Raw genomic sequence first — 25,662 nt, 5'->3', positions numbered from 1 at the left:
CTTCTCCCTATAGCATATGGCGCGGGGAGCCTTGGCTCTTGGATGATTGACGGGTGGATAGATGAAAGATAATTAATCCGGCTTCTTCTCGAGCGCCGCCTTCAGCTTATCAGCCAGGCTGTTCGTAAGGGGCGCGCTGTCGCTGAACTGTTGAATGAGCTTCTGCTGCTCCCTGCGGTTCATGCGGCCTCCGTCTTTGTCGCCGAGCATTTCGATGACGTTGCACGGGCGGCACTGCGCGTATTTGCCGGCTTTGCCGTCATGCATCTCCATCTTCTTATGGCATTGCGGGCAGCGTTTGTTCAGCAGAATCGGGTCCGTGTTGCGGCGATACCCGCACTCCCGGTCGGGACACATGAGCGATTTCCCGCGCTTCCCTTTCACCTCGAGCAGTCGTTTCCCGCATTCGGGACAGCTGGAGTTGGTCTCGTTATGGGGCTTATAGTCCTTCGTCTCCTGCTTGACCTGCGCGATCCACTTCTTCGCTTGCTCCCTAATGCCCTTCATGAATGCGGCAGGATCGGCCTGGCCCTTGGCGATGCGTTCCAAGTCGCTTTCCCAGCGCGCGGTCAGCTCGGGGCTCCGGAGATCGTCCACGACGAGGTCCAGCAGCTGCTTGCCCTTGCCCGTCGGAACAAGCGAGCTGCGCACCCGCTCGATCGTATCCGTCGACAGCAGCTTCTCTATAATATCCGCCCGGGTCGCCGGCGTCCCGAGTCCATGCTTCTCCATGCGCGTCAGCAGCGACGCCTCCGTGTATCGCGTGGGAGGCAGCGTCCGAAGCTCCTTCGGCGCGGCGCTCTTCAAGCAAACCGCCTGCCCGGACGACAACGCAGGCAGCAGCTGCGAAGGCTGCTTCTGCTCCGTCGACCGGCTGGCTCCGTCCTCTTCTTCCTCATCGTCATCGTAAGCGGAATTGCCGCCTTGGTATACTTCCTTCCAGCCCGCGTCTTTTTCGGTTTTGCCTTTTGCGTAGAAGCGTTCCCCGCCGGCCTCGAGCACGACGCTCGTCTCGTCGTATCGGTACGGACCGTAGAACAAGGCGATAAACCTGCGGACGATGAGATCGTACAGTCTTCTCTCATCGTTGCTCAAGGCGCCGAGATTGACGAACTGCTCCGTCGGGATAATGGCATGATGGTCCGTTACTTTGCTGTCGTCGACGATCCGCTTCGTCACTTGCAGCGGCGCGCGAAGCAGCTTGCGCGCCAGCGGAGCGTACGGACCTACCGCCACGCTCTCGAGCCTGCCCTTCAAAGTCGGCACCATGTCGCTGGACAAGTAACGGGAATCCGTCCGCGGATACGTGACGAGCTTATGAGCCTCGTACAGCTTCTGCAGCACGTTCGAGGTTTGCTTCGCCGAGAAGCCGAGCTTCCGGTTCGCGTCCCTCTGCAGCTCCGTCAGGTCATAAGCATGAGGGTGCGGCTCCGACCGTTCGGACGTGCGTAAGCCAACGACCTTGGACGTGCCCGCCTTCGCCGCTCTATCGGCTATCGCTTCCGCCTCCGCGCGATCCCATATCCGGCCGTCATGGTCGTCCTTCTGCCGCCATAATCCTTGGAAGGCGCCGAAATTCGCCGTTACCGTCCAATAAGGCTTAGATTGGAACTCCGCGATTTCGCGCTCTCGCTCCATAAGCATGGCAAGCGTCGGCGTTTGTACGCGTCCGGCTGCGAGCTGCGCGTTGTATTTGCTCGTGAGCGCCCTCGTCATGTTGAGGCCGATCAGCCAATCGGCTTCCGCGCGGCAGACGGCCGAAGCGTACAGCGCGTCGTATTCTTTGCCGGGTCTAAGCCGCTTGAATCCTTCCTTGATCGCGCCGTCCGTCTGCGACGAAATCCATAGCCGCTTGAACGGCTTGCGCCAATGAACCAGCTCCATAATCCATCTAGCGACCAGCTCCCCTTCGCGTCCCGCGTCCGTCGCGATGATCAGCTCCCCGATATCGTTCCGTTTGCATAATTGCGCGACCGCCTTGAACTGGTGCGAGGTTTCCTTCATCACCTTCAAGCTCATCTTGTCCGGCAGCAGCGGCAGATCCTCCAGGTTCCAGGTCCGATATTTGGCGTCGTAATCCTCCGGCTCCGACAAGGTGACCAAGTGGCCGAGCGCCCAGGTAACGACATAGTTCGGTCCTTCTATATAGCTTTTTTGCTTGTTCGTGCAGCCCAGCACTCGGGCGATTTCTTTGGCTACGCTTGGCTTCTCCGCCAGCACCAATGCTTTCATCGCGTTCCTCTCCCACTTTCGTTCTTGTATGGAGACAAGATACCACAAGCGGCGAGAGGCCGCAACGAGCGCTTATTGATTGTTCGTAAACCTTACATATCGCGCCGCGCCCCGTCGTATATTCATCTCGTGCAGGTTGCCATAGAAGGCAGCTTGCCTCGAATCTAGCGGGGTTCGCCCGCGGGGAAGGTGATATGCTATAGTAGATTCATTCTTATCTATGGATCAGAAGGAGCTCGAATCTGCAATGAAGCTGAGATTTATTCCCGTATTTGTTGGATTTCTCGCCTTATACGGCGCTTTGGCGGCTTATATCGGCTGGAACGGCTGGCTGTTCCTCTCGCGTACGACGGGGATCGACAGCCCCCTCGTTTATTCCGTCATCGTCGCCGTAATGGCGCTTGGTTACGTACTGGGCCGAATCGGCCAATCGACCCCGCTCTACCCGCTGGCCGAGCCGCTTAAGCTGCTCGGATCGTATTGGCTGGCCATTCTGCAGTACGGCATTCTAATTCTTCCGTTCGCGGATCTTGCAGGCTTGCTATTGATAGGATTTGGAGTTTCCCAAGATGCGGCCATTGTATCGGTCGGCGGCATCGCGGCCTTGCTCTTTGCCGGCATTCTCCTCCTCGGCTCTCGCAACGCATGGTCGCCCGTCATCCGCAGCTACAGCGTCGGCATCCCGAAGCGCGCGGGCAAACGAACGAACCTGACGATCGCCATGGCGTCGGATCTGCATCTCGGCACGGTCATCGGCAACGGTCATTTGAACAGGCTGGTCGGCAAAATAAACGAAATCAAGCCCGACATCATCCTGCTGCCCGGCGATTTGCTCGATGACGCTCTCGATCCTTTCCTGCGCAAAAACATGGCCGAATCGCTCGGACGGCTGAAAGCGCCGCTCGGGGTATATGCCGTTACCGGCAATCACGAATATTACGGCGGCAAGGTTCCCGAATTCGGCGCGGCGCTGGACGCGATCGGCATCAGGCTGCTCATGGACGAAGCGGCTGTCATCGATGACAGCTTCATCGTCATAGGCCGCAAGGACCGGGCGGCGAACGCCGGGGGCCAAGGCGGTCGCCAAAGCATCAAAGAGCTGCTGCAGCCGCTCGATACGTCGCTTCCTCTTATCATGATGGATCATCAGCCCTCTGACTTGCCAGCGGCCGAGGCAAGCGGAATCGATCTCAGCTTGTCCGGCCATACGCACCGGGGACAGATGTTCCCCAATCACCTGATCACAAGAAGAACGTTCGAGCTGGACTGGGGCTACAAGAAAAAAGGGGGCCTGCATGCTATCGTCTCGTCGGGCTTCGGCTTCTGGGGACCGCCGATCCGGATCGGCAGCCGCTCGGAAGTGCTGCGAATCGACGTCAAATTCGAAGGAGCCGCTGACGGATCGTAATCGATCCGTATCGCGGCTCCTTCTCTGCGTTAACCTCTATTCCGAGAGCGGTACAGTAAATAGATGAAGAACGGCGCTCCGATCGCCGAGGTGAAGACGCCGACGGGAATATCGAGCGGCAGGAACACCGTTCTGCCGATCAAATCCGCCGCCGCCACCACAATCGCGCCGAACAGCGCGCTGACGGGGAGCACCCGGTTCATGACGGGCCCGACAAGCCGTCTTGCCACATGCGGCGCGATCAAACCGACGAAGCCGATCGCGCCGCCGATCGATACGGCGGAGCCGGCGAGGCCCACGCAGAGCAGCACAAGAAGCAGCCGATGCCGCTGTACGGCGGAGCCGATACCGGCGGCCAGCTCGTCACCAAGCAGCTGCGCTTGTATCGTGCGCGTATGGAAGTAAACCGCGATGCCGAGGACGGCGGTCCACGGCATTAGCGTCCACACATGCTCCCATGACGAACCGTAGATCGTGCCCGTCAGCCAAATATAGGCGGAGGTTGCCGAATAAACCGGGCTGAACGCCAGCATGAACGAAACGCCCGCCGACAGCAGCGAAGACAAGCCGATGCCGACCAGCACGAGGCGAAGCGAGCTGACTCCGCGCTTCCACGCAAGTACATAAACAAGCGCGGCCGCGCAAACCGCTCCGATAATCGCGGCAACAGGAAGCAGCCGGATGCCGACCGTTCCGGCGAATGCGGTAATGAAAATAACCGCTCCGAAAGAAGCTCCCCCCGTTATGCCGACGACGTCCGGCGCCGCAAGCGGATTTCGGATGATTGCCTGCAGGATGGCGCCCGATAACGCCAGAGAAGCGCCGACTAACAAAGCAACGACCAAGCGGGGCGCGCGAAGGGACTGCACGATCATCGTGCCGTCCTCCGTCCCGCTCCCCCATAAAGCAAGCCATGCCGTAACCGGATCATACATCGTCTCCCCCATCATCAAATAAGCGGCAGCCATTACGAGTAATACGGCAGAGAGTAGGGAAACCGCCTTAACCGTAGGGCGATGCGCTCTGGCCGGCCGCCCCGTGGCCGGAGCCGTCAATTTGGACGCGTTCATTCCTTGGCACGCTCCTTCCGGGCAATATAGATGAAGAATGGCGCGCCGAGAGCCGCCGTCATCACGCCTACGGGAATCTCAATCGGATAGTTGATGAATCGGGCCGCCAGATCGGCAAGCACCAGCAAGGTCGCCCCGATCAGAGCGCTGAACGGTAGAAGCCATCGATAGTCCATGCCCGAGAAGCGCCGCGCGATATGGGGAACGATAATGCCGACAAGACCGATCGGTCCGGCCACGGCAACCGCGCTGCCCGCAAGCAGAATGACGATGACGCCGGCCGCCGCTTTCACGAAGGATAGATGCTGGCCTAGTCCCTTAGCCGATTCCTCGCCCATCGCGATGACGTTCCAATGCCGGGATAAGACAAGCGCCAATACAATGCCGACGGCCATATAAGGCAATGACGGCAGCAGCATTTCGGTCGTTCTGCCTGCTACGGACCCCGTCAGCCAGAACAGCACTTCCTGCAGGCCGTTCTCGTTATGCGCAAGCATCCCCTGCGTCACCGAAGAGAACAGCGCGGTTAACGCGGCGCCCGCCAAAATGATTTTGAGCGGGGATAAGCCTTCACCGCCAAGCGAACCCAACGCGTACACCATAGCGGCCGCCATTGCGGCGCCGCCGAACGCGAACCACATGAGAGCCTCCGATTCGCGAATGCCGAGGACGGTAATCGCCGCCACGACCGCGACCGAAGCTCCGGCATTGATGCCCAGCACGCTGGGCGAAGCGAGCGGATTCCTCGTCACGCTCTGCAGCACGGCGCCCGCTAAAGCAAGCGAAGCTCCCACGGCCGCCGCGATCATCGCCCGCGGCAGCCTGGCCGTGCGGACGATAACCTGGTCCATCACCGTCTCGTCATAGCTCGTGAAAGAAGCAAGCATGTCCTTCCAGCTGATCGCGATAAAGCCGAAGCATATGCTGGACACGATACTGGCCAGCAGCAAGACGCCGCTGGCTAGGAGTCCCGCGCTCCGGTAAACGTTTATTTTCGTATTGATCTCCATACCCGTGCCCGCTTCCTCTCCCGCTTCGTATACGCAGCAAAAGAATGAGCCTAATCGACTCATTCTTCCGCTATGCGCATCTTATTTCGTCCTAGCCTTATTCCAAGTCGAAGTAGAAGTACAGGTCATCCAGCATCAGCTTCGCCGCGAGCGCTCCGCCCGACAGGTTCCACGTCACGGAATTGACTTTGTAGTAATGGTTGTTTTTAACGCCCTTCAGGTTTTTCCACAGCGCGCTGGACGTCCATGCCTTCTGGTGCTGCAGCACGGCACCGTCGCCGTCCCAGTCCGTCGTGAAATCGAAGATATAATCGCCGTCAAGCAGGGACACCTGCTCCTGCGAGCTTACGGTAATAAACTCTTCGCCTGTCGCGAGCTGCGCTTTCGGCGTCGTGAAGCCCAATTCTTTGAAAATTTTGTACGCGAAGCCCGCGTTGTACGCGCGCGCCGTTCCGTTCGGGTTGATGCGGATGATGGAGATCGCCGCGCCTTTAACGCTGGAAGGCAGCTTGCGCTTGAAATCCGCGACCTGAGCTTTCCAATCCGCCATGAACGTCGATGCGATCTCTTCTTTGTTGAACACCTTGGACATTGTTTGCAGGTTTTCTTGCCATGCGGACAAATCGTTCATAATGACCGTCGGAGCGATCTTGTTCAGCTGCGGATAAATTTTTTCGTGGCGCTCGATTGTTCCGATAATAACGTCCGGCTTAAGCGAGGCGATCGCTTCCACGTTCGGCTGCGTCTCGTCGCCCAGCGTTTTCGTTCCGATCAGGTTCGGACGGATGTATTCGTAGAATGGCTGTTGAATGTAAGACTCAACGGCGCCGACCGGCTTCACTTTGAGCAGAACCGAGATGTCTACTCCGCCGTTGAACAGCACGACGACGCGCTTCGGCACTTTGTTCAGCGTCGCTGTGCCGAGCTTGTGCTTGAACGACCGTTTTGTTTCCAGCGCGGCCGTGGAAGAAGAACCGTTCCAAGTCACCCACACGCCCAGCGATTCGCCCACGAAACGAAGAGGAACGAGCAGCGTGCCGTTCACGTTAAGCGGAGCCGCGTCAAGCGTGACCGCGCTGCCGTTGATTTTCGCCGTGCGGCTGCCTTGCGTCAGCTCGACAGTCGAGCCGCTTTTTTTGATTGTCGCTTTTTTCGCTTTCGCGTCATAGGCGACCGTGCCGCCGAGCGCTTCCGCAATCGCGCGATACGGCACCAGCGTGCGGCCGTTGACGACGCGCGGCGCTACCGAATAGCTTTGTTTTTTGCCGTCGATCGTGACATTGATCGTTTTCGCTGCCGCGGTTGCCGCGGTCGCAGGCGCAAGAGCCGCCACGAGGGCGATACAGAGTAAGAATACGAGCCATTTTTTTCTGGAGAACATGTTTGTTTCACCTTTCCCTTATGAAATTTGCAAAACCGTCTTCACGTCCCGGAACCCTTGGTAAAGCGAATAATCGAGGTCGACCAGCCGAGCTTTGTCCCAGCTCTCGGCATGAACCGCTTCGAGCAGCCCGCCGAGATCGGCATTCATCTGGTTCAAGCGATCCGACTGCTCTTCCGGCATACCTTGGCTAAGCGATTTCCAGATCGATGCCATACGTTCCGCCTGCGCGATGGCGTCATCCCGGTTGTCCGACTCCACCGCCGCTTTGAACGTCTTGATCAAGCTGGTCATCTCCTCCGCCGCCGCGGCCGGATCGTCGATCGGAGCCGCCTCTATATGGCCAAGTGGATCACCGGCCGATTCGACCGACGCGGCTTCCCCCGCGACATGCTTGCTAGCCTCTTCCTGCCCGCCGGACTCGGCAGCTCCGCAGCCGGTCAATAGCAATACGATGAACAATAGGAGCGATATGTACCGAACCGTTTTCCACAACCCCTTACCTTTGTGAATGATAATCATTTTCATCAACTATTGTAACCATCGGTATTTTGGTTTCCAATACACGTTATTGTCATTTTTTTATGGACAAAATTTTCAACATGGGTGGTTTGTGCTCCCTCCCCGCGGTTTTTGACGCAAAATCTTTATTGCCTATAAGCTCCGAAATTGTTAATATCTTAATTGATAATAATTATCAATATCATAATGCGAAGGAAAAGGCTCATGTCGACAAGCGATTACATTACCTGCTATCCCATAGCTTTAAGTCTTCATCATTATAAAGAAGGCTTCCGCTCGGAACCGATGGAAAGCGGAAGCGGTCTCATCGGCATCGTTCAGGGCGGCAGCGGGAAGCTGTTCATGAGGGACGGAAGATCCAGCGCGCTCAAGGAAGGCGCGTTCTTCTTCGTTCACGCGGGGGAGGAGAGCTTCGAGCTGATGGCCGATCCGGGCGGCAGCTTGAAGGCGACCTTAATCTCGTACAGCGTCCAGACCACCCAGGAGAAAGGGGCGGGGCCTCATAACCTTGCTGCTATTCTAGGAAATGGAACGGTTCACCGCGCCGCCCCCGCACTTACCGAGTCTCTGCTCTCCCAGCTCCGTCAAGCGATGGCCGAAGAAAGCGGAATCGGCCTCTTGCGAAGACAGCACGCGCTGCTGGAGCTCCTCCTGCATCTGCATGCTCATCAGCAAGCGCCCGACCGTATCGGGAACGACTCCATCCAGGCGACTATCGAATATATGGAGCAGCGCCTGGCGAAGCCTCTCCAGATCAGCGAGCTGCCTGAGCTTGCCGGCATGACCCCGAGCTCCTACAGCAGAGCCTTCAAGAGGCTGACGGGCCTGACGCCCGGCGGATATCTGACAAGGCTGCGCATGCTGAGAGCCAAGGAGCTCATGGCCGACAACAACGCCTCGCTCCGCGATATCGCGGTAAGCGTCGGCTACCAGGACGAGCTGTACTTCAGCCGCGTGTTCAAGAAGACGGAAGGGATCTCGCCGTCCGTCTATCTGAAGCGGCGCGATCGGCGAATCGCGGTCGTCAGCAGCTACTTCCTGCAGGACCACTTGCTGGCGCTTGGCATTCTGCCGATTGCCGCGCCAAGCTATCCGAATTATTTCGCCACGCCGTCGGGCTTCCCCAGCTATTTGCAAGATCGGCTGAGCGGCACGGTGCCTCTCAACGCGGAGAGGCCGATCCGATCAAGCGACGTCGTGAGACTGTCGCCGGATCTCATTCTTCGAACGAAGCTGCTGCATGACCTCGCCGACAAGCATTGGGGCGAGGAGGGCGGCGCCATCTTCATCGACCATTCCGCCAGCTGGGAGCAGTATTTCCGCACGGTTGCCTCCAAGGTCGGCAGAAGCGCCGAAGCGGAACGGGTTATCCGTTCCATGTCCCAGCTCGAGCAGGACGCCCGCCGCAAGCTGGAGCCGTACGTGAAGCACGGCAAATGGACCATTATCCGCCTGCTGCCCGGCAATTGCCGGATATACGGGGTCAAGGAGCATACGTTCACGGAGCTGTTCTATAATCGGCTCCGGTTCAAGCCGGACGACCGCATTACGCATGGCACGTATTTGGACAATGCCTTCGACAGGCTGGTCGAGCTCGATCCCGAGCGCATTCTCGTCATTTGGAGCCATGAAGCCGCGATACAAGAGTTCGCGTCGGATCCGAGATGGCAGCAATTAAGGGCGGTGAAGGAGAGCAGGGTTTATTACCCGGACAGCAGAGAATGGGACCCTTGGGGTCCCATCGGCAGAGAGCATATGATCAAAGCGATGCTTCGATTTTTCGGAAAGCTGTAGCGCCAAGTATAGGATTCGGGGCTGCGGTTCTCCCTGTCATGCCCGCTTGTTCGTTTCACGCGAAGGCTTCCGCGCGGGCAGCCAGATCCAGATCGACGCCGCGCCAAGCGCCGCGAAGATGAACGGAACATAGCGGAGACCCCGCAGCCAGCTAGTCGGACCGATCATCGCCAAGCCGGCGATCGCCAGCAGCTCCGATACGATGATGCCGAGCACGAACCCGCCGATCAAAGCGGCGATGGACCAAATCGTTTTTCTAATCATAGTAGACCTACCTCCTGAATGTTGAATGCTATTAATCCGGCAAGTTGCCGGACTTCGTGCCGACCCGGTAAGGCGTCGTAACGCCCTCGTAATTGACCATCATGGACATTCCGTTCGCCGCGTGGCCGAGATTATGGCAATGCTCCATCCATAGCCCCGGATTATCCGCTTGGAACGCGACCTCGTATTCGTCGCCCATGAACAGAAGAATGCTGTCGGCATAAATCGGACTGCCGGTTAACGGCTTCCCGTTTTTGGTGAGCACCTTAAACAGATGGCCGTGCAGATGCATGGGGTGCTCCGCCCCGAGCTTATGCTTGAATTTCACTTTGATCCATTCGCCTTCCTTGACGATGATCGGCGGAATCTCATGGAATCTCTTGCCATTGATGTCGATCGGACCGAGAACGAGCTCGTACGTCCGGTCGAACTTCATGTCCGCCGTAATGCCGTCGTCGACCGGCTTGCCGTACGCCGTAAAGTCGAATGCGGGCGCGTCCTTATCCAGCCGCGCAGGCTCTGCGCCTTCGCCGACCCTGGCGGTTAAAGCCGGCTTCTCTCTGCTATAGACCTCGACCTGACCGCTCTCCGGCATCGTGAACAGAACATCGTAACGCTGCCCTCCGCCCACGGGGATCCATTGTCCGCTTATGACATCCGGCTCGTTCAAATCCTGGCCGTCCATCGATATGACCCGGAATTCCGCTCCCGCCACGCCCATCCACTGCACCTCGCTTGTGCTGTTAATGAGCCGCAGCCGGACGCTCTCTCCCGGGGCCGCCGTAAGATCCGCTCCGCCGCGACGGCCGTTCGTCAGCCAATGCTTCCCGTTCAGATGCTGGAGCGTGACCGCGTAATCCTTGTCGTAGCGGAACGCGTTCTCCCGCGGCTCGACGATTAGCCGGCCGATCAGGCCATGCGTCGCCTGCTCCGAGCTCTGCTGATGCGAATGATACCAGTACGTGCCTGCGTGCTTCGCGACGAATTCATACGTGAAGGCTTCGCCCGGCCATACGGCATCCTGCGTGACACCCGCGACGCCGTCTTGCGAGCACGGCAGCACGACGCCATGCCAATGGATCGTAACGCCTTTGTCGATGTCCTTGTTCGTCAGCGTCACGACGATCCGTTCGCCCTGCTTCACGCGAAGCTCCGGCCCGGGCGTCGTTCCGTCGAAGGTCCACGCATCCGACGTCTTACCGCCGCCGATATCTACCTTCGTCTTCTGCGCCGTTAATTCGAATGCGCGAACAGGCGCGTTCGAGGCGGGCTCGACCATTTCCGCGCAGGAAGCGGCTGCCGTCGCTGCTCCAGTGCCGCCGGGTTCTGCGGCAGCGCCATGAGCATGCCCGCTGTGGGCGCTCATATCGGCCATATTGATTTCCTCGGGAAATTTCAGCTTATAGTAGCCGCAGGCTGCCGTCAGAAGGGGCAGCATGGCGATGACAAGCGCCAGCGCGATCATTTTGAACCTCGTCGATTTCATTACCCTCATCAAGTTGTTCACTCTCCATCCCTTGCGATTTGCCGTTTACGAGATTCATACTACCAGCAAGATGTTGTGAACTTGTGACGATGATGTGCGTTTGGCGTGAAATTTGCTTTTGCTGTGGAAGGCAGGAGTTGATGACGGTTAAAAAGATTGGGCGAAGGCAACATTAATCGGGCGGCCGGTTTCGTGCCGCATTCCAACGCAGGAGGACAAGATGCTGATTTTTTTTGCTTTCGCGCTGCTGTTAATCGGATTGTTTGCCGTGAACGGAATCTTCGCATACCAGGGGAAGCATATCGATCCCGCCTTCTGGTCGGTCTTCCGTTACCAATTGAAGCTGCTACCGGTCTTCTTCGCAGCTAACCTCATGATCGGATACGGGATCAAGTGGCTGTTCCAATCATTCGGCAATTTGACGTTCGCTTTGACGGTTTCGAAGGGGATTGAAATAGTGGTTTGCGTCATACTCGGAGCGATCCTTCTAAAGGAAGCTCCCCGGTGGCAGACGTACGTCGGACTAGGGATGGTGCTGGCCGGTTTTTGGGTAACCAAATGGAAGGGATGAGATTCCCGAAGCAACCCAGTGAAGGAAACGCATCAGCGGATGATGAGTAACCCGCGGAATTTCCGGTTAGAAAAAAAAGAAGACTGCGCCTCTCGGGCACAGTCTCTAAGTCGTTATGCGCTTGCGCCGCTGCTCTCCGCCGCGGCGTCATCCGTTTGGTGCTTGCTCATAGGTCCGCCTTTGCCTTTGTGACCGCCTTTTCCGTGACCCGCTCCGCGGGCGGGCAGCTCGCCGTTCGCCGCTTGGGTCAGACGCTCTTGCGCCTTAGCCAGCTTCTCGTCGAATTGCTCCTGCGTGATCGTCCCCGCTGTCAGCTCCTCCGTCAGCTTCTCCTTGACCACCGCCAGCTGGGCATCGAAGACGGTTTGCAGCGCCACGCCTTTTTCGGCCGCGATTGCCGCGATCGTTTTGCCCTCCTTCAGTGCTGTCTTCAGCTCATCTTCGGTCATGCCGAGAGCGGCCGCCGCGGCTTCCGAGCGAACGCCTTTTCCGAAGCCTCTGCCTTCCGCGCCGCTATGTTTTCCTATTCCCTTCGTCTCTGTCGACGCTGCCTGTTTGTCCGCCGCCGCCGGCGTCTGAGCCGTGTCCGTCGTTTCGAGCTCCGCGGCGTTCGCCTGCTGGCTTGTCCAGAACGCGCCGCCTCCTAGCGTCAAAGTTAGAGCAAGCGCCCATGCCGCTGCCGTTTTCAGGTTCCTATGTTTCATCCTCAATCTCCGCCTTTCGCCGTTTGTGTGGTACGGCTTCAGTATGGGCTTTGTCCCTTAATCTACCTTTAATGCCCGCTGAAAGTTGACTGAAGATCCAGGGTTCACTACCATACGAATTAGGAAGATCGCGCGGAAAGGGGATGCACATGAGGGCACAGACGCTGCTGCTTGTCGACGACGAGCGCAAAATGCTTGATTTCATGGAGCCATATCTTAAGGAAGAAGGATATACGATCGTAACCGCCATGACCGGTCCCGATGCGATTAAGCTTGCCAAGCAGCATGAACCCTCGCTTGTTCTGCTGGATTGGATGCTGCCGGGCATGAGCGGAATCGATGTTTGCAAGGAGCTGCGGCGTTCATCGAAGGCGGGTATTATTATGGTCACCGCTAGAGCGGAAGAAACGGACAAAATTATCGGGCTCGAGGTCGGCGCCGACGACTATTTGACGAAGCCGTTCTCGCTGCGCGAGCTGCTGGCCCGCATTCGGGCCGTCCTGCGAAGGCTCGGCGATCATCAGGGCATACAGGAGGAAGCGGCGCTGCAGCGGGGCGAGCTGACCATCTCCGAATCCAAATGCAGCGTCCGAAAGCGCGGACAGGACATCCCGCTCACCCCGACCGAGTTCAAGCTTCTGCTTACGCTTGCCGCAAGGCCCGGCATTGTCTACAGCAGGCTTCAGCTCCTTCAGGCTGCGCTTACGGACGATCTGCTGAATGACGAGCGGACCGTCGATGCGCACATTAGCCGCATCCGCAAAAAAATCGAAGACGACCCGTCTTCTCCCGTCTATATAGAGACCGTGTTCGGCTTCGGCTACCGGTTCGGCGGAGGCGGCTCGTGAGCGTCAGGGGCAAGCTCTTCCTGGCCATGGCGGCATTGATCGTGAGCATTTGCTTCATCTCGATCCTAGTCACCGTACTAGTCGTGAACGGAACGATTCGATCGATTGAAATTACGGACCGCAGCGAGCAGATGGACCGGATCGAAAGCCGGCTGCTTGCCTTCTATGAGGAGAACGATGAAGATTGGGGAACGGAGAAGGATTGGGCGGTCGTCAAAAACGATCCTTTCATGCAGGCTGCCGGAAGCTTCCTTGTGCAAACGGCGGACGGCGATCGTCTGCTTGCGGGCAAACAGAAGGAAGGCGTCATCCTAAGCCTCGGTCTAAAAAGAGACTTGTACTGGGACGACGCCAAAATCGGAAGCTTGTTCTATTACGATCCGGAGGCGGCTGGCGTGCGGAAAATACAGCTCGGAGTCGGCAGCTCCGTAACCGTCATCCTCGTCGGCTTCACGCTTGTCCTCCTGCTTGTGTCGCTAATCGCCGCTTATTTGGTAGCAAGGCGGGTGACGGCGCCGCTAAGGCTGCTGCTTCCCGCCATCGAGCGGCTGGGAAGCGGCGGCCTCGGCACGCAAGCTCCCGTCCTCAGCCGCGACGAATACGGCAAGGTCGCCAGCACGTTCAACGAAATGTCCGTCCGGCTGCTGCGGGCGGAACAGGCGCGCCGCAGCCTCGTGGCGGATGTCGCCCACGAGCTGCGCACGCCGCTCTCCATCCTGCAAGGGCAGATGGATCTGTTCCAGCAGCGAGGCGGCGCGATCGAGACTTATAAGCTGCTGCCGCTGCAGGATGAGCTTATCCGTCTCGGCCGGCTGGTGGACGATCTTCAGCTGCTCTCGCTTGCCGAAGCCAGGCAGCTTCAATTGCGAATGACAGTCTGCCCCGTCTCGGACTTGTTAGCCCGGGTAGCGGATCGATTCGCCGAGGACGCGGCCGGCAAGGCGCTCCGGATCGAGCTCATCGATCGAACGGGCCAGCCGTCCATCCCGCTCGACGAGCATCGAATGACGCAAGTATTGTTCAATCTCGTCGGCAACGCCGTACGGTACACGCCGCATGGAGGACTAGTCGCGATAACGACCGAGATCGAGAGGACTGCCGAGCAAGAAGGGGGGCGGCGGCGCTGGCTGACGATCCGTATTGCCGACTCGGGGCCCGGCATCGGCGCGGAGCATCTCCCGCATATATTCGACCGGTTCTACCGGACGGACGAAGCGAGAGCCCGAACAAGCGGAGGCATGGGTCTTGGTCTCGCCATTGCCAAGGAGCTCGTCCTGGCTCATGGCGGCTCCATCGAAGCGCAGAGCGTTGTCGGGCAAGGGACGACGATGATCGTAAGGCTGCCGTTTGAAGAATAAGCCGTCAGGCGCTTGAGCTCAACGATAAGAAATAAACGCCGCCAATGAAAGGACTGAGCGTTTAATAGCTCTAGCGCCCCTGCATTCGTCTTCCGCGGCTCGTCAGTACGCCACGCCCGTCTGCGCTTCGCTCCAAGCCCATAATCGCGCCGCCTCGACCTCATCGCTCGCGGCGGCAGTGACGCGCGCCGGATTGCGGTCGATGAAGTAAAGGCCTGTCATCCGGGACACGTCGGGACTGGACGCGAGATAGATGGCGGTAGCCGCGCCTTGCTGGGGCGTCCGGAAAAACGGCCGCAGCATGCGATGAACCGATTTGCCGAAGCCCGATTGCCGGTCGACGCCGATCGCGGTGGAGACGGCGCCGGGATGAAGCGCGTTAACGGTGACCCTCGTGCCGCTCAGCTTCCTTGCGAGCTCTTTGGTGAACAAGATGTTGGCGAGCTTGGATCTTGCATAGCCGTTCACCACGTTCACGCCGTTCATCATCGTATGATCGTCATACCGGATGCGGCCGGCTTTGTGGGCGCCGGAGGACACGTTGATGATCCGGCCTTGCTCCGCGCGGAGCAGACAGGGCAGCAGCTCGCCCGTGAGCAGGAAATGGCCGAGATGATTGACGCCGATCATGATTTCGTAGCCATCCTCCGTCGCTTGCCGCTTAAGCGATACGACGCCCGCGTTGTTCACGAGCACATCCAGCTTATCGAATTGCTTCCGGAACGCTTCGGCGAACGTGCGGATGCTGGCGAACGAACCCAAATCGCACAGCATAAGCGTAATGCTGCCGCTTCCGCTTTCCTCCCTCGCGCGAGCAAGCGCTTCTTCCCCGCGGGTTCTGCTTCTGCAGATCATAACAACTTCCGCGCCCATCCGCGCAAGCTCCACGACGGTGGCGAGTCCCATACCGGAGTTCGCGCCCGTCACGGCGACTAGCTTCCCTTCCATAGGCTGAACCATTCTCATTATCGCTCCCCTTTGCGCGCTATATGATACCTATATTTTACCACGCCGAAACTTTCTTGTCCGGGATTTGGACCGCTATAGCCGAGACCAACCTCGCGGAGCGGCTATATATTGTATGTGAGACTTGAAAGCAAGCATCTTGAAAGAAAGCATCGCGAATGAAAGGTCGTTGATCGTGTGAACAGCGGATTATTACAGAACGGCGGCAATAGGCTGCTTGCCATATCGGACATCCACGGCCATAAGGAAGGACTGCTTCGCCTCCTGCAGGAAGCTGGCTACGATCCTTCGAAGGACCGTCTCGTCATGCTGGGCGATTACATCGACGCGGACAATCCCGTTTCCTGGAGAACGATCGATCTCGTGCGCGAGCTCGAATCGCAGGGGGCCGTCGCGCTTCCCGGCAATCAGGAGCTGAAGTTGGTCTCGGCCTACAAGCGCAGCCGAAGACGAAGAGGCTTCCGCGCTTCGGGCAGACTTGTCTCTTACGTGAAATGGATTCAATCTCTGCCCCTCACCCATATGGAGGACGAAGTGTTGTTCGTGCATGCCGGCATACGTCCGGGCATTCCTTATGCCAGCCAATCCGTCCGCGACTTAACGGAAATACGCGAGGAGTTCCATACTTACCCGGTTGACGGGCTGGCCTCTCTTATCGATGCGGATCCGGCCAATCTTCCGGCCAGACGCTTCAGCCGCATCATGTTCGGCCACACGCCGACATTCAAGCTGGGGGCCGCGCCCGGGGAGATATGGGCGGATGAGCGGCGGATCGCTATCGATACGGGCTCGAAGCACGGGCATCGGCTCACGCTCCTTGATACCGGAAGCGGCGTGACGTTCTCCTGCCGGACGGAAGCCGGCTACAGAAGCATGGATTTCCAAGTAGGCACGGCAAAGGACCGCCTCCGCCGGCCATAATGGCCGGGAGACGGTCCTTCGCTTTTTGATCTATTCCGTTACGCGGCCGAGCCGCGAAGCATGCTTTTCATGTAGCTGTTGCTCGCCAGCAGGAAGTACAGCGTCTGCATGACGATATAGATGCCGATAACCACGAACGAATAGATCCAGTTGGACGTATTCATCATATTGTCGAGGGAGCGCATCGCGAACAATGCGTGGCTTATGCCGACGACGCACGGGATGAAGAAGACGATCGCGATCTGCGACACGACGACGCGGCGAATTTCCTTGCGGGTCATGCCGATGCGCGAGAGTCCTCTGAACTGAGCCTGATCCTCCTGTATTTCCGTGAACAGCTTGAAGTAGATCATGCTTCCCGCCGCGATGAAGAACAGCAAGCTGATGAACATGCCGATGAACAGCGTCAGCGATATCGTCTCTTTCATTCTGGCGAATCGCTCCGCCCGGCCGAAATCCTTATCGCCCCCCCGCTCCTCCGAGATCATGCCGTCAAGCTTCTTGACCAGTCCGGCGGATTCCTCCCAATTGTTAAGCTCATAGCCGTAGAAGACGCGCTGCTGCTCTTCCGGCACGCTGGCGAGCAAATTCACGAAGCCGAGATCATCCATGACGAGCGTTATCGCGTTCGAATCCAGCCAATTGTTCAGCATGCTTACGTTGATGGAGCCCGATACGGGCAGCTCGACCGGCTCACCGTTGATCCGGCCTTTCGCCGTGCCGCTGCCGAACGTGGAGTCGTCGAAGCTGCTGTAGAGCACGGTGAGCTTACCGCTCTCCGCGACTAGCGGCTCCCTGCCCGCCTCCCCCGCAAGCTTATTGTAGTCGGTGACGGATATGATCATGGCATCGGATGTGTACCGGTAATCCGGGTCATCTCCCCAGCCAAGCCGACTAGAATCATCGCCTGTAAACTCGATCACGTATTGATCGAGACCGACCCCTACGATTTTCGATTCCCTTGCGACCGTAAAGCCGTCCTCCGCAATGGTCCGCTTCAGCTGGTCCGGATCGATAACCTCATGCGCGTGAAGCCCTCTCTCCACATAGGCAATCGAGAACGGAGACGTCTCCAGCATGTCCTGTTTGCCTTGGATCTGCATTAAGTACACCGTGCCGAGCGCCGTCATGATGACCGCGCTAAGAATGGACACGACGAACAGAATACGAGCGTTGTCCCGGATTTTGTAGCCGAGCTGCGCGACAATTAGCATGTTTGTTCGATTGTAGTACACCCCGTGCCGCTTCTGAACGAACCGGAGAAATACGATGCTAAGCTGCGTGAACAGAAAATAAGTGCCTGCGACGACGGTAACGAGAATAGGCAGCGAAAGGATGATGAACGTGTAGGAGTTCATCACGAAAGCCATGCCGTACCCGCTGACCAGGCACAGCGCCCCCAATACAACCTGCCACTTCTTATAGGTTAGCTTCCCCTTCGGCTGCCTCGCCGCTTTCAGCAGCTCGATGATCTGCTGCTTGCCGATTCGGAGCACGGACCAGATCGAGATGATAAGAAACAGAGCAAAAAAACCTCCGGCCGTCAGCCAGACCGCATCCATTGGGACCGCGAACGAAATCGTTTCATCCATGCCGAGCAGGGCGGCAAGCGCCATAAAAAACAGCTTGCTGAACAAAATGCCGAGGCCGATCCCCGCCGCAATGGCCAGCACGGCGATCACCATATTTTCATAGATAACCAGCTTTCGCAGCTGCGACCTCGTCATCCCGAACAAGGAGAACAAGCCGAATTCCTGCTTCCTTGTCTTCAGAAACGCCGAATTGCTGTACAGAATGAACAGGAACGAAAAAATCATAATGATGTACAGGCAGTACTGCATGCCGATCTTCACCTTGGAAGCGCCGATGATTTGGCCGCTCAGCACGTCCGGATGATTCAGAAACGCCGCATAAATATAGAAGATCAGAACGGAAAACACGCTGCTGAGAAAAAACGCGCTGTACGAGCGCCAATTGCCACGGACGTTGCTAAGGGCGAGCGAACGGAATGTCATCGAAATTCCCTCCCAGCACGCTCAGCGCGTCCAAAATTTGTTGGAAGAACGCCTGGCGGTTCGAGCCCCGGCGTATTTCCGAGAAAAACTTGCCGTCCTTGATGAAGATGATGCGCTGGCAATAGCTGGCGGAGAACGGATCATGCGTTACCATCAGGACGGTCGCCCTGAACACCTCATTCATTTCCTTCAGGGAGTCCATCACGTCCTTGGCCGCTTTGGAATCCAGGTTGCCCGTTAGTTCGTCGGCCAGCACCAGCGTCGGCTTATGGATGATCGCCCTCGCGATCGCCGCTCTCTGCTTCTGGCCGCCGGACACCTCGTACGTTCGTTTCCCGAGGATCGATTCGATCTGGAGCATCTCGGCGATCGGCTTCAGCCGGTCCTCGATAATTCTCGGCTTCTCGCCCTCCATGACGAGCGGCAGAATGATATTTTCTTTGATCGACAGCGTGTCCAGAAGGTTGAAATCCTGGAACACGAAGCCGAGCTCGCGCCTGCGGAACAACGCCAGCTTGTTGTCCGTCAGCTTGGTCGGATTGACGCCGTTAATTTCGATCATGCCGGAGGTGGGCCGGTCAATGGTTGCCAGCAGATTAAGAAGCGTCGTTTTGCCGCTGCCGGACGGTCCCATGACGCCGACGAACTCCCCTGTCTCTACTTCCAAATCGATATTTTCCAACGCTTTATAAACGAGATTTCCTTTGGTGCTGTATAGTTTGCCAAGTCCTTGCGCTTTCAGTACGCTCATCGCGGCGGGTCCTCCTGGGATATTCGTTCTGGTGTAAAGTGATGTGTCTAGTATATATCCGAGATCGAGCCGAACCCATCGATTTGCCTTTCAATATAGAGCGGCAATCTTACAATATTGTCATCCTGCCGCTACTCGTCCAGGACATGGATGCCCCGGGTTTGAAAGGTAAGCGTAAACGTCGTCCCTGCGCCGAGCTCCGATTCCGCGCCGATCCCGATGCCGAGCCGGCTGCAGACCTGCTTGGCCAAATAGAGGCCCATGCCGGTCGATTCGCCGGTCGCGCGCCCGTTCTCCCCCGTGAAGAACGGCTCGAATATTCTCGGCAGGTCGTGGGGAGCGATGCCGATGCCGGAATCGATTACCTGCAGACGAATACCGCTTCCATTCCCATCCGCAGCGTACAGCCGGAACAAGAGCGTCTTCACGCCGGGCTTCTGCTTGCTGTATTTGATCGCGTTGCTGATGAGCTGGTTCATGACGAACATCATCCACTTGTCATCCGTCTCCACCCATGCTTCCCCTTCGATCTTCGGAAAGATCGAGTAGCGGATGCACAAACGCTTATGGGCGTTGACCGAGCTCCGGATCAATTCGTGAAGCGCCGTCCTGCGGATATGCAAATCAAGTTCGAACTTGTCCAGCCGGGCCGTATGGAGCATTATCTCAAGCGCCCGCGTCTGCCGCTCGGTCTCTTCTTGAATGCTGCCGATAAGCTCCAGCCAGCCTTCCTCCCCGGCCGGCGGCTGACGGCGGGCTTCCTGGATGAGCAGATCCACTACGGAGACCGGCGTCTTCATATGATGAACCCATTGCATGACGAAATGATTATGCATCTCCTGCTGCCTGCGATATTTGTTGAGCTCGTTCAGATACGCCCTGTGCTGCTCCCTGATAAGACGCGTTACGAGCTTCTGCTCCTCCGTCGCAAGGGATTGTATGATCGTCGCCGCTCCAAGCTCGTCCGACCTCTCCAGCGCTTCGTTTACTTGTTTGAAATAATAGCGCTGGCGCATATAGTCGATGGACAGCCACGCCGCATACACAACTACAGCGAGCAGGACAAAATAAAGCATCGTCGCGGTCTCGATCAAGCCGGGATAGCGGACGTTCTCCAGCATATACAGGCAGCAGCAAAGCCCTATCAGCATGATAAAACAAAGGATGTTAAGCAGCCTGTCCCGCATAAACACAAGCAGCGGCCGGCTTCCGCCATGTCTATCCATTAGATGGCGCCGCCTTGCTTTCGTTATCGAGCGACAGCTTGTAGCCGAGTCCCCTTACGGTTTCGATCGATTTCGCGAGACCGATCTCCTCCAGCTTCTTGCGCAGCCTTGTTACGTTCACCGACAACGTGTTGTCGTCCACGAACTGCACGTCATCCCAGAGCGCTTCGAGCAGCGTCTCCCTTGCGACGATCGTTCCGGGACGGCGCATCAGACATTCCGCCAGCAGGCTCTCGTTTTTCGTAAGCTCGACACTTCTGCCGTCCCATTCCAGCTCGTTGCGGCTTAGGGACAGCTTAAGTCCGTGGACGATAATTTCGGCGTACCCGGCTGCCGCTTCCAACGCCGTGTCGCCGCGCTCCGCGTTATCGGGTCTCGCGTATTCCCCATATGCTCTCCTCAGCACGCCGCGCACCTTCGCCATCAACAGCTCCAGCTGGATCGGCTTCGTAATATAATCGTCGCCGCCGTTCTCGATCGCCATCACCTGATCCATCTCGCCCGCCCTCGCCGATAGGAAGATGATCGGAACGCTGGAGCGCGTTCGGATTTGCCTGCACCAATAGTATCCGTCGAAATACGGCAGGTTAATATCCAGCAGCACGAGCTGCGGATCAAATGACGCAATCTCCGGCATCAGGTCCCGAAAATCGGCGGCAGCGGCGGCCTCGTAGCCGTATTGCTCCATTTTGTTCCTCAGGATAGCCGCGATTTTCTCATCGTCTTCCACAATAAAAATCCGGTACATCGGTCGTGTACTCCCCTCTTCGCCAAAAAAACCTCCCCGGCGGCTGTCCGCAGGAGAGGTTTGTTCGCGTTAACGTGTTACGATTAGCATTCGCCCTCGGCAGCAGGCTTGCCCGCATCGGTCGCCGTACGGAACGACGAACCGCAACCGCAGGTCGCGCTGGCGTTCGGATTCTCGATCGTGAAGCCGCCGCCCATCGCGGATTCCTTGAAATCGATGACGAGACCGCGCAAATATTTGACGCTGTCGTTATCCACGACAACCTTAAGGCCTTGCGCCGTAATGACTTGGTCGTCTTCCTTCTGCTCGTCGTCGAAGCCCATGCCATAGGAGAAGCCGCTGCAGCCGCCTTCCTTCACGCCTACTCTTAGGAACAGGTCCGGGGAAGCCTCCTGCTCCAGCATTTCTTTTATTTTTTCGGATGCCAGCTCGCTGATCGTGATCATCCTACATCCCTCCATTCGCTTCACTTCACTTACTTATCCATAGTATACCCCACATCACCCTCCCGCTCAAGGGCTTGAGCGCAGCCTCCAGTCCGCCCCAGGTGTGACCGCTTGCATGACTTTCTAGTTGCCCCTGCTACGTGTGAGGTTTATAATGGTTACAGCTTCTTAGGCGTTATCGCAAGTTATTTTTTTCACATACTTATTGTTTGAACTACCACTGAAGGAGGACTTCCCATGAATGTCATCATCCCTACACAAGACAGCAGAATGGGTGAAATTATCGAAAAAGTACGTCACGGGCAGCGTCTGACGCTGGAAGACGGCGTCTTCTTATATGAATCCGACGATCTGCTGACCATCGGCCAGCTGGCCAACGAGGTCGCGCTCCGGAAGAACGGGAAAAAGGTTTATTTTATCGAAAATATGAGCTTGTACTTCACGAACGTGTGCGAAGCGCATTGCGCCTTCTGCAACTTCCGCAAGGATGAAGGCGATCCCGGCGCATACACGCTGTCCGGCGAGCAAATGATCGAATACGTCGAGCAGCATATTCACCCCGGCGTGCGCGAATTCCATATCGTCGGCGGCCATAACCAGCATGTACCGTTCCAATATTACGTCGATTCCCTGAAGGCGCTGAACGAGAAGTACCCGGACGTCACGCTGAAAGCCTACACAGCCGCCGAAATCGACTTCTTCTCCCGCATCAGCGGGCTGAGCTACAAGGAAGTGCTCCAAGAGCTGATGAAAGCCGGCCTCAAATCGCTGACGGGCGGCGGCGCGGAAATCCTGTCCGATCACTATCGCAAGAAGATGCGCGTTACCAAAGCCGACGTCTCGCAATACTTGGACGTTCATCGCACCGCCCATAACCTCGGTCTGCGCACGCATACGACGATGCTGTACGGCTCGATCGAAACCAAGGAAGACCGCATCCGCCATCTGATGCAGATTCGCGAGCTGCAGGACGAAACCAACGGTTTCCTGGTATTCATTCCGCTGTCCATGCAGCCGATCAACCCGAAAGCCGGCATACGCAGACGCAATTCGGCGTTCGAGGATCTGAAGACGATCGCGATCAGCCGCCTCATGCTGGATAACTTCCAGCATATTAAAGCGTATTTTATTAACATTGGCGTTCAATTGACGCAGGTCGCGTTAACGATGGGCGCTTCGGATGCTCACGGCACGATCGTCAAGGAGAAGATCAGTCACGCGGCGGGCGCGTTAACGCCGGAAGGCATTACGAGAGAAGACTTGATCTGGCTCATCAAGGGAGCCGGACGAATTCCTGTCGAGAGGGACACGTTCTACAACGAGATCAAAATTTATGAATGATTAATCTAAAGGTCGTAGGCGCAACCTACAACCAACATCATGAATCGTGGAGCTGGGAAATCGTATGAGAAAACTAGTTATATTGGGCGGCGGTTACGGCGGAGCAGCCATCGCGAACGAATTGCTCGAAAGCCAATTGCCGCATGACGTATCGATCGTGTTGGTCGACAGAATGCCCTTCCAGGGCTTGAAAACCGAATATTACGCTCTTGCGGCAGGCACGGTTTCGGATATGGATCTTCGGGTGAAATTCCCGTCCGATCCTCGTCTGAGACTGGCATTCGGAGAAATCAAGGACGTTGACCTGGAGCGGCAGCTCGTATTGATGGAGGATCAGGATCCGATCTCGTATGACTGGCTCGTCGTTGGGCTTGGCTGCACGGACAAATATCACGGCATCGAAGGCGCGGAACAATTTTCGACCAGCATTCAAACGTTCTCAGCCGCCCGGAAAACCTATGCGCTTCTTAATGATGTGAAGCCTTATGGACAAATAACAATTGTCGGCGGGGGACTTAGCGGCGTCGAAGTCGCGTCCGAGCTGCGCGAGAGCAGGCCGGATTTGAACATCCGCATATTGGACAGAGGACCGCGCGTATTGTCGGCATTCCCGGGCAAGCTGCAGGATTTTGTCGCGGAGTGGTTCATGGAGCATCAAGTGGAGATGAGAGGGCATGTCGGCCTGACTCGATTGGAGCAAGGCGTATTATACGACGGCAACAATCCAGACTCCCCTATCTATACGGACGTCACGGTATGGACGGCAGGCATACAGCCCGTGGAGATCGTTCAGCGGATGGAGCTGCCGAAGGATCCCCAAGGTAGGCTGATTATTAACGCGCACCACCAGCTCCCCGATTACAACAACGTGTTTATCGTCGGCGACTGCGCGTCGCTGCCGTTCTCGCCAAGCGGCCAAGCGGCCGGAGCTCAAGGCAAGCAAATTGCCGAAGTTCTCCAGGCCATGTGGGAGAATAAGACGCCGCGCCTAGGCAAAATTAAGCTCAAGGGCGTGCTCGGATCGCTTGGCAAGAAGAGCGGCTTCGGCATTATGGGCAGCACGCCGATTCTCGGACGCGTGCCGCGTCTGGTCAAGAGCGGCGTGTTATGGCGTTCGAAGCATCATTTGGGATAAGCTAGCTTATAAATCATCGAGGAGCTTGTCCAGAGCGTCGCGATCGGCCTGCTGGCGCTTGATCGCTTCACGGATACGTTCCGAAAGCTCTTCGACGCTGTCGGCGCCTACGATCGTCCCGTCCACGAGAGCGTAGGGCCTGGCGTAACATTCGCCGCAATTACCCAGACAGCCGTATTCGATAACGTCGACGGAATCGTCAAGCTCCAGCTCCTGCATGAGCTCATCCGTTCCGTGATGCATATTGCTGGCGCAAAATTCGATCATTGGTTTTATCATGATGGCCTATTCACCTTACTTTATTGGAATGCGTTTGCGAACCATTTTCAATTGTATCGCTTTGTACTATAATAGGGGAGAAAGGAGTTGATTGCAATGAGTGAACAAGTACAAGACACGATGTATGACGAGGTGCTGGACGTTCTTGACAAGCTGCGTCCATTCCTGCAACGCGACGGCGGCGACGTGGAATTGGTCGACGTGGAAGACGGTATCGTTAAGCTTCGCCTGATGGGTGCATGCGGCAGCTGCCCAAGCTCCACAATCACGCTGAAAGCCGGTATCGAGCGCGCGCTGCTTGAAGAAGTAGACGGTGTCGTAGAAGTCGTACAAGTATTTTAATGCAAAGAGTCTTATCCACGGCGGCCATCCGCATGGATAAGACTCTTTTTTTGCACTAGAACATGCGCGTTAGAACATACCTTTAATATTGGCTCTGATTGGGTCGAAGCCTCCGGTCACGTCAATGACGTTGCCCGTCAGGAAGCTCGACTGTTTCTGGCACAGGAAGAGGATAACCCTTGCGACATCCTCCCCTGTTCCGGGACGCCCGAGCGGCGATTCGGCGTCGTGTTCGTTCTCCGCTTCCTCAATTGACCGCTCCTTGTTCACGCCGCGGATATCGCCCGGCCCGATCAGGTTCACGGTAATCCCGAATGGCGCTTCCTCGACCGCCAGCGATTTGGTGAATGAGACGAGTCCCGTCTTCGCCGCGGCATAGACCGCCCGATGAGGCCAAGCGCGCGCTTCATTCGCATGACCGAAGCCGAAGTGGATAATCCTTCCCCATTTCTTCTCCCGCATGCGAGGCAGCAAACGATGATCTAGCAGCATGACGCTAAGCAGATTGCCGTTCGTCAGCCGGATGATGGTCTCCTCGTCATATTCGCTGAACAGCTTCCGCTTACGAACGAAAGGGCCGGCGTTGTTCACCAATATGTCGACGCCGCCCGCCCACTGCTCAGCCGCGTCCGCGAGCTTATGCGCTCCCTCGATTGTGGCGATATCCGCCTGCACCGTTATAGCTTTCGCTCCGAGCTTCTCAATGTCCGCTTTCACCTGCAGCGCTTCCTGCTCGCTCTCCAAATAGTTAATGATCAGATTGCAGCCCTGCTCGGCAAGCTGCATCGCGGTGCGCTTGCCAAGTCCCTTGGCGCTGCCGGTCACGAGTGCCGTTCTCCCCATT

25 protein-coding genes are annotated in these 25,662 nt (G+C 57.2%); 9 read left to right on the top strand and 16 right to left on the bottom strand.

The window, feature by feature from the left end:
• Positions 1 to 72 precede the first annotated feature (72 nt).
• Complete coding sequence (locus NQZ67_RS20265; protein ID WP_257449443.1) at positions 73 to 2,232, bottom strand: DNA topoisomerase III; 2,160 nt, start codon at positions 2,230 to 2,232, stop codon at positions 73 to 75.
• Positions 2,233 to 2,479: 247 nt separating this feature from the next.
• On the opposite strand from NQZ67_RS20265, the gene NQZ67_RS20260 reads away from it, so the two are divergent.
• Complete coding sequence (locus tag NQZ67_RS20260; RefSeq protein ID WP_257449440.1) at positions 2,480 to 3,640, top strand: metallophosphoesterase; 1,161 nt, start codon at positions 2,480 to 2,482, stop codon at positions 3,638 to 3,640.
• 29 nt (positions 3,641 to 3,669) lie between these two features.
• On the opposite strand, the gene NQZ67_RS20255 is transcribed toward NQZ67_RS20260, so the two are convergent.
• The 4 genes from NQZ67_RS20255 to NQZ67_RS20240 form a co-directional block, all read right to left on the bottom strand.
• Entirely contained in the window at positions 3,670 to 4,710 is a 1,041-nt protein-coding gene (locus tag NQZ67_RS20255; protein ID WP_257449438.1) for a FecCD family ABC transporter permease, read from the bottom strand.
• Positions 4,707 to 5,720: a FecCD family ABC transporter permease gene (locus tag NQZ67_RS20250; protein WP_257449436.1), complete on the bottom strand. Its 1,014-nt coding sequence runs from the start codon at positions 5,718 to 5,720 to the stop codon at positions 4,707 to 4,709. Before NQZ67_RS20250 ends, NQZ67_RS20255 begins: the two co-directional genes overlap by 4 nt.
• A gap of 97 nt (positions 5,721 to 5,817) precedes the next feature.
• Entirely contained in the window at positions 5,818 to 7,101 is a 1,284-nt protein-coding gene (locus NQZ67_RS20245; RefSeq protein WP_257449434.1) for a stalk domain-containing protein, read from the bottom strand.
• An 18-nt stretch (positions 7,102 to 7,119) separates the two neighbouring features.
• Complete coding sequence (locus NQZ67_RS20240; protein WP_257449432.1) at positions 7,120 to 7,632, bottom strand: hypothetical protein; 513 nt, start codon at positions 7,630 to 7,632, stop codon at positions 7,120 to 7,122.
• 195 nt (positions 7,633 to 7,827) lie between these two features.
• Between NQZ67_RS20240 and NQZ67_RS20235 the strand changes: the two genes are divergently transcribed.
• Entirely contained in the window at positions 7,828 to 9,417 is a 1,590-nt protein-coding gene (locus NQZ67_RS20235; protein WP_257449431.1) for a helix-turn-helix domain-containing protein, read from the top strand.
• A gap of 36 nt (positions 9,418 to 9,453) precedes the next feature.
• Here the strand turns inward: NQZ67_RS20235 and NQZ67_RS20230 are convergent, their stop codons facing one another.
• Both NQZ67_RS20230 and NQZ67_RS20225 read right to left on the bottom strand, forming a co-directional pair.
• A complete protein-coding gene (locus tag NQZ67_RS20230) occupies positions 9,454 to 9,681 on the bottom strand; it encodes a DUF5957 family protein (RefSeq protein WP_257449429.1) in 228 nt (75 codons plus the stop codon).
• Positions 9,682 to 9,712: 31 nt separating this feature from the next.
• A complete protein-coding gene (locus tag NQZ67_RS20225) occupies positions 9,713 to 11,176 on the bottom strand; it encodes a multicopper oxidase family protein (protein ID WP_257449526.1) in 1,464 nt (487 codons plus the stop codon).
• A 211-nt stretch (positions 11,177 to 11,387) separates the two neighbouring features.
• Here NQZ67_RS20225 and NQZ67_RS20220 point away from each other — a divergent pair, with 211 nt between their 5' ends.
• A complete protein-coding gene (locus NQZ67_RS20220; protein ID WP_257449427.1) occupies positions 11,388 to 11,738 on the top strand; it encodes a hypothetical protein in 351 nt (116 codons plus the stop codon).
• Positions 11,739 to 11,851: 113 nt separating this feature from the next.
• Here the strand turns inward: NQZ67_RS20220 and NQZ67_RS20215 are convergent, their stop codons facing one another.
• Positions 11,852 to 12,442, bottom strand: a complete 591-nt coding sequence (locus tag NQZ67_RS20215) for a hypothetical protein (RefSeq protein ID WP_257449425.1) — start codon at positions 12,440 to 12,442, stop codon at positions 11,852 to 11,854.
• 149 nt (positions 12,443 to 12,591) lie between these two features.
• On the opposite strand from NQZ67_RS20215, the gene NQZ67_RS20210 reads away from it, so the two are divergent.
• Both NQZ67_RS20210 and NQZ67_RS20205 read left to right on the top strand, forming a co-directional pair.
• A complete protein-coding gene (locus tag NQZ67_RS20210) occupies positions 12,592 to 13,290 on the top strand; it encodes a response regulator transcription factor (protein ID WP_371825330.1) in 699 nt (232 codons plus the stop codon).
• Positions 13,287 to 14,648, top strand: a complete 1,362-nt coding sequence (locus NQZ67_RS20205; RefSeq protein ID WP_257449421.1) for a sensor histidine kinase — start codon at positions 13,287 to 13,289, stop codon at positions 14,646 to 14,648. The genes NQZ67_RS20210 and NQZ67_RS20205 overlap by 4 nt, the downstream gene beginning before the upstream one ends.
• Before the next feature lie 102 nt (positions 14,649 to 14,750).
• Here the strand turns inward: NQZ67_RS20205 and NQZ67_RS20200 are convergent, their stop codons facing one another.
• Positions 14,751 to 15,596 (bottom strand): SDR family oxidoreductase, encoded by an 846-nt coding sequence (locus NQZ67_RS20200; protein WP_371825334.1) that lies wholly within the window; start codon positions 15,594 to 15,596, stop codon positions 14,751 to 14,753.
• A 195-nt stretch (positions 15,597 to 15,791) separates the two neighbouring features.
• Here NQZ67_RS20200 and NQZ67_RS20195 point away from each other — a divergent pair, with 195 nt between their 5' ends.
• The gene (locus NQZ67_RS20195; protein ID WP_257449417.1) at positions 15,792 to 16,535 is read left to right on the top strand and encodes a metallophosphoesterase; all 744 of its coding nucleotides are present in this window, start codon (positions 15,792 to 15,794) and stop codon (positions 16,533 to 16,535) included.
• Positions 16,536 to 16,573: 38 nt separating this feature from the next.
• Here NQZ67_RS20195 and NQZ67_RS20190 read toward each other — a convergent pair whose 3' ends face one another.
• The 5 genes from NQZ67_RS20190 to erpA all read right to left on the bottom strand — a co-directional run bounded on the left by NQZ67_RS20190 (position 16,574) and on the right by erpA (position 21,721).
• Positions 16,574 to 18,550 carry an ABC transporter permease gene (locus NQZ67_RS20190; RefSeq protein ID WP_257449416.1) on the bottom strand — a complete coding sequence of 659 codons (1,977 nt, stop codon included), beginning with the start codon at positions 18,548 to 18,550 and terminating at the stop codon, positions 16,574 to 16,576.
• On the bottom strand, positions 18,525 to 19,301 hold the full coding sequence (locus tag NQZ67_RS20185; RefSeq protein ID WP_257449414.1) for an ABC transporter ATP-binding protein: 777 nt from the start codon (positions 19,299 to 19,301) through the stop codon (positions 18,525 to 18,527). The genes NQZ67_RS20190 and NQZ67_RS20185 overlap by 26 nt, the downstream gene beginning before the upstream one ends.
• 131 nt (positions 19,302 to 19,432) lie before the next feature.
• Positions 19,433 to 20,527, bottom strand: coding sequence for a sensor histidine kinase (locus NQZ67_RS20180; protein ID WP_257449412.1), 1,095 nt, complete (start codon positions 20,525 to 20,527; stop codon positions 19,433 to 19,435).
• A complete protein-coding gene (locus tag NQZ67_RS20175; protein ID WP_257449410.1) occupies positions 20,520 to 21,275 on the bottom strand; it encodes a response regulator transcription factor in 756 nt (251 codons plus the stop codon). Before NQZ67_RS20175 ends, NQZ67_RS20180 begins: the two co-directional genes overlap by 8 nt.
• Before the next feature lie 83 nt (positions 21,276 to 21,358).
• Positions 21,359 to 21,721: an iron-sulfur cluster insertion protein ErpA gene (gene erpA, locus NQZ67_RS20170; RefSeq protein WP_257449408.1), complete on the bottom strand. Its 363-nt coding sequence runs from the start codon at positions 21,719 to 21,721 to the stop codon at positions 21,359 to 21,361.
• A gap of 237 nt (positions 21,722 to 21,958) precedes the next feature.
• Here erpA and mqnE point away from each other — a divergent pair, with 237 nt between their 5' ends.
• Both mqnE and NQZ67_RS20160 read left to right on the top strand, forming a co-directional pair.
• Positions 21,959 to 23,062, top strand: coding sequence for an aminofutalosine synthase MqnE (gene mqnE / locus NQZ67_RS20165; RefSeq protein ID WP_257449406.1), 1,104 nt, complete (start codon positions 21,959 to 21,961; stop codon positions 23,060 to 23,062).
• 64 nt (positions 23,063 to 23,126) lie between these two features.
• On the top strand, positions 23,127 to 24,197 hold the full coding sequence (locus NQZ67_RS20160; protein ID WP_257449404.1) for an NAD(P)/FAD-dependent oxidoreductase: 1,071 nt from the start codon (positions 23,127 to 23,129) through the stop codon (positions 24,195 to 24,197).
• A gap of 6 nt (positions 24,198 to 24,203) precedes the next feature.
• Here NQZ67_RS20160 and NQZ67_RS20155 read toward each other — a convergent pair whose 3' ends face one another.
• The gene (locus tag NQZ67_RS20155; protein WP_257449402.1) at positions 24,204 to 24,476 is read right to left on the bottom strand and encodes a YuzB family protein; all 273 of its coding nucleotides are present in this window, start codon (positions 24,474 to 24,476) and stop codon (positions 24,204 to 24,206) included.
• 96 nt (positions 24,477 to 24,572) lie between these two features.
• Here NQZ67_RS20155 and NQZ67_RS20150 point away from each other — a divergent pair, with 96 nt between their 5' ends.
• Positions 24,573 to 24,818, top strand: coding sequence for a NifU family protein (locus NQZ67_RS20150; RefSeq protein WP_068685047.1), 246 nt, complete (start codon positions 24,573 to 24,575; stop codon positions 24,816 to 24,818).
• Positions 24,819 to 24,887: 69 nt separating this feature from the next.
• Here the strand turns inward: NQZ67_RS20150 and NQZ67_RS20145 are convergent, their stop codons facing one another.
• A complete protein-coding gene (locus NQZ67_RS20145; protein WP_257449523.1) occupies positions 24,888 to 25,661 on the bottom strand; it encodes an SDR family oxidoreductase in 774 nt (257 codons plus the stop codon).
• Position 25,662 lies beyond the last annotated feature (1 nt).

Origin of the sequence: Paenibacillus soyae, from assembly GCF_024623455.1 — a bacterium.
In the GTDB taxonomy this organism is placed as follows: Bacteria; Bacillota; Bacilli; order Paenibacillales; family Paenibacillaceae; genus Pristimantibacillus; species Pristimantibacillus soyae.
This window is presented reverse-complemented; position numbering and strand designations above follow the sequence as displayed.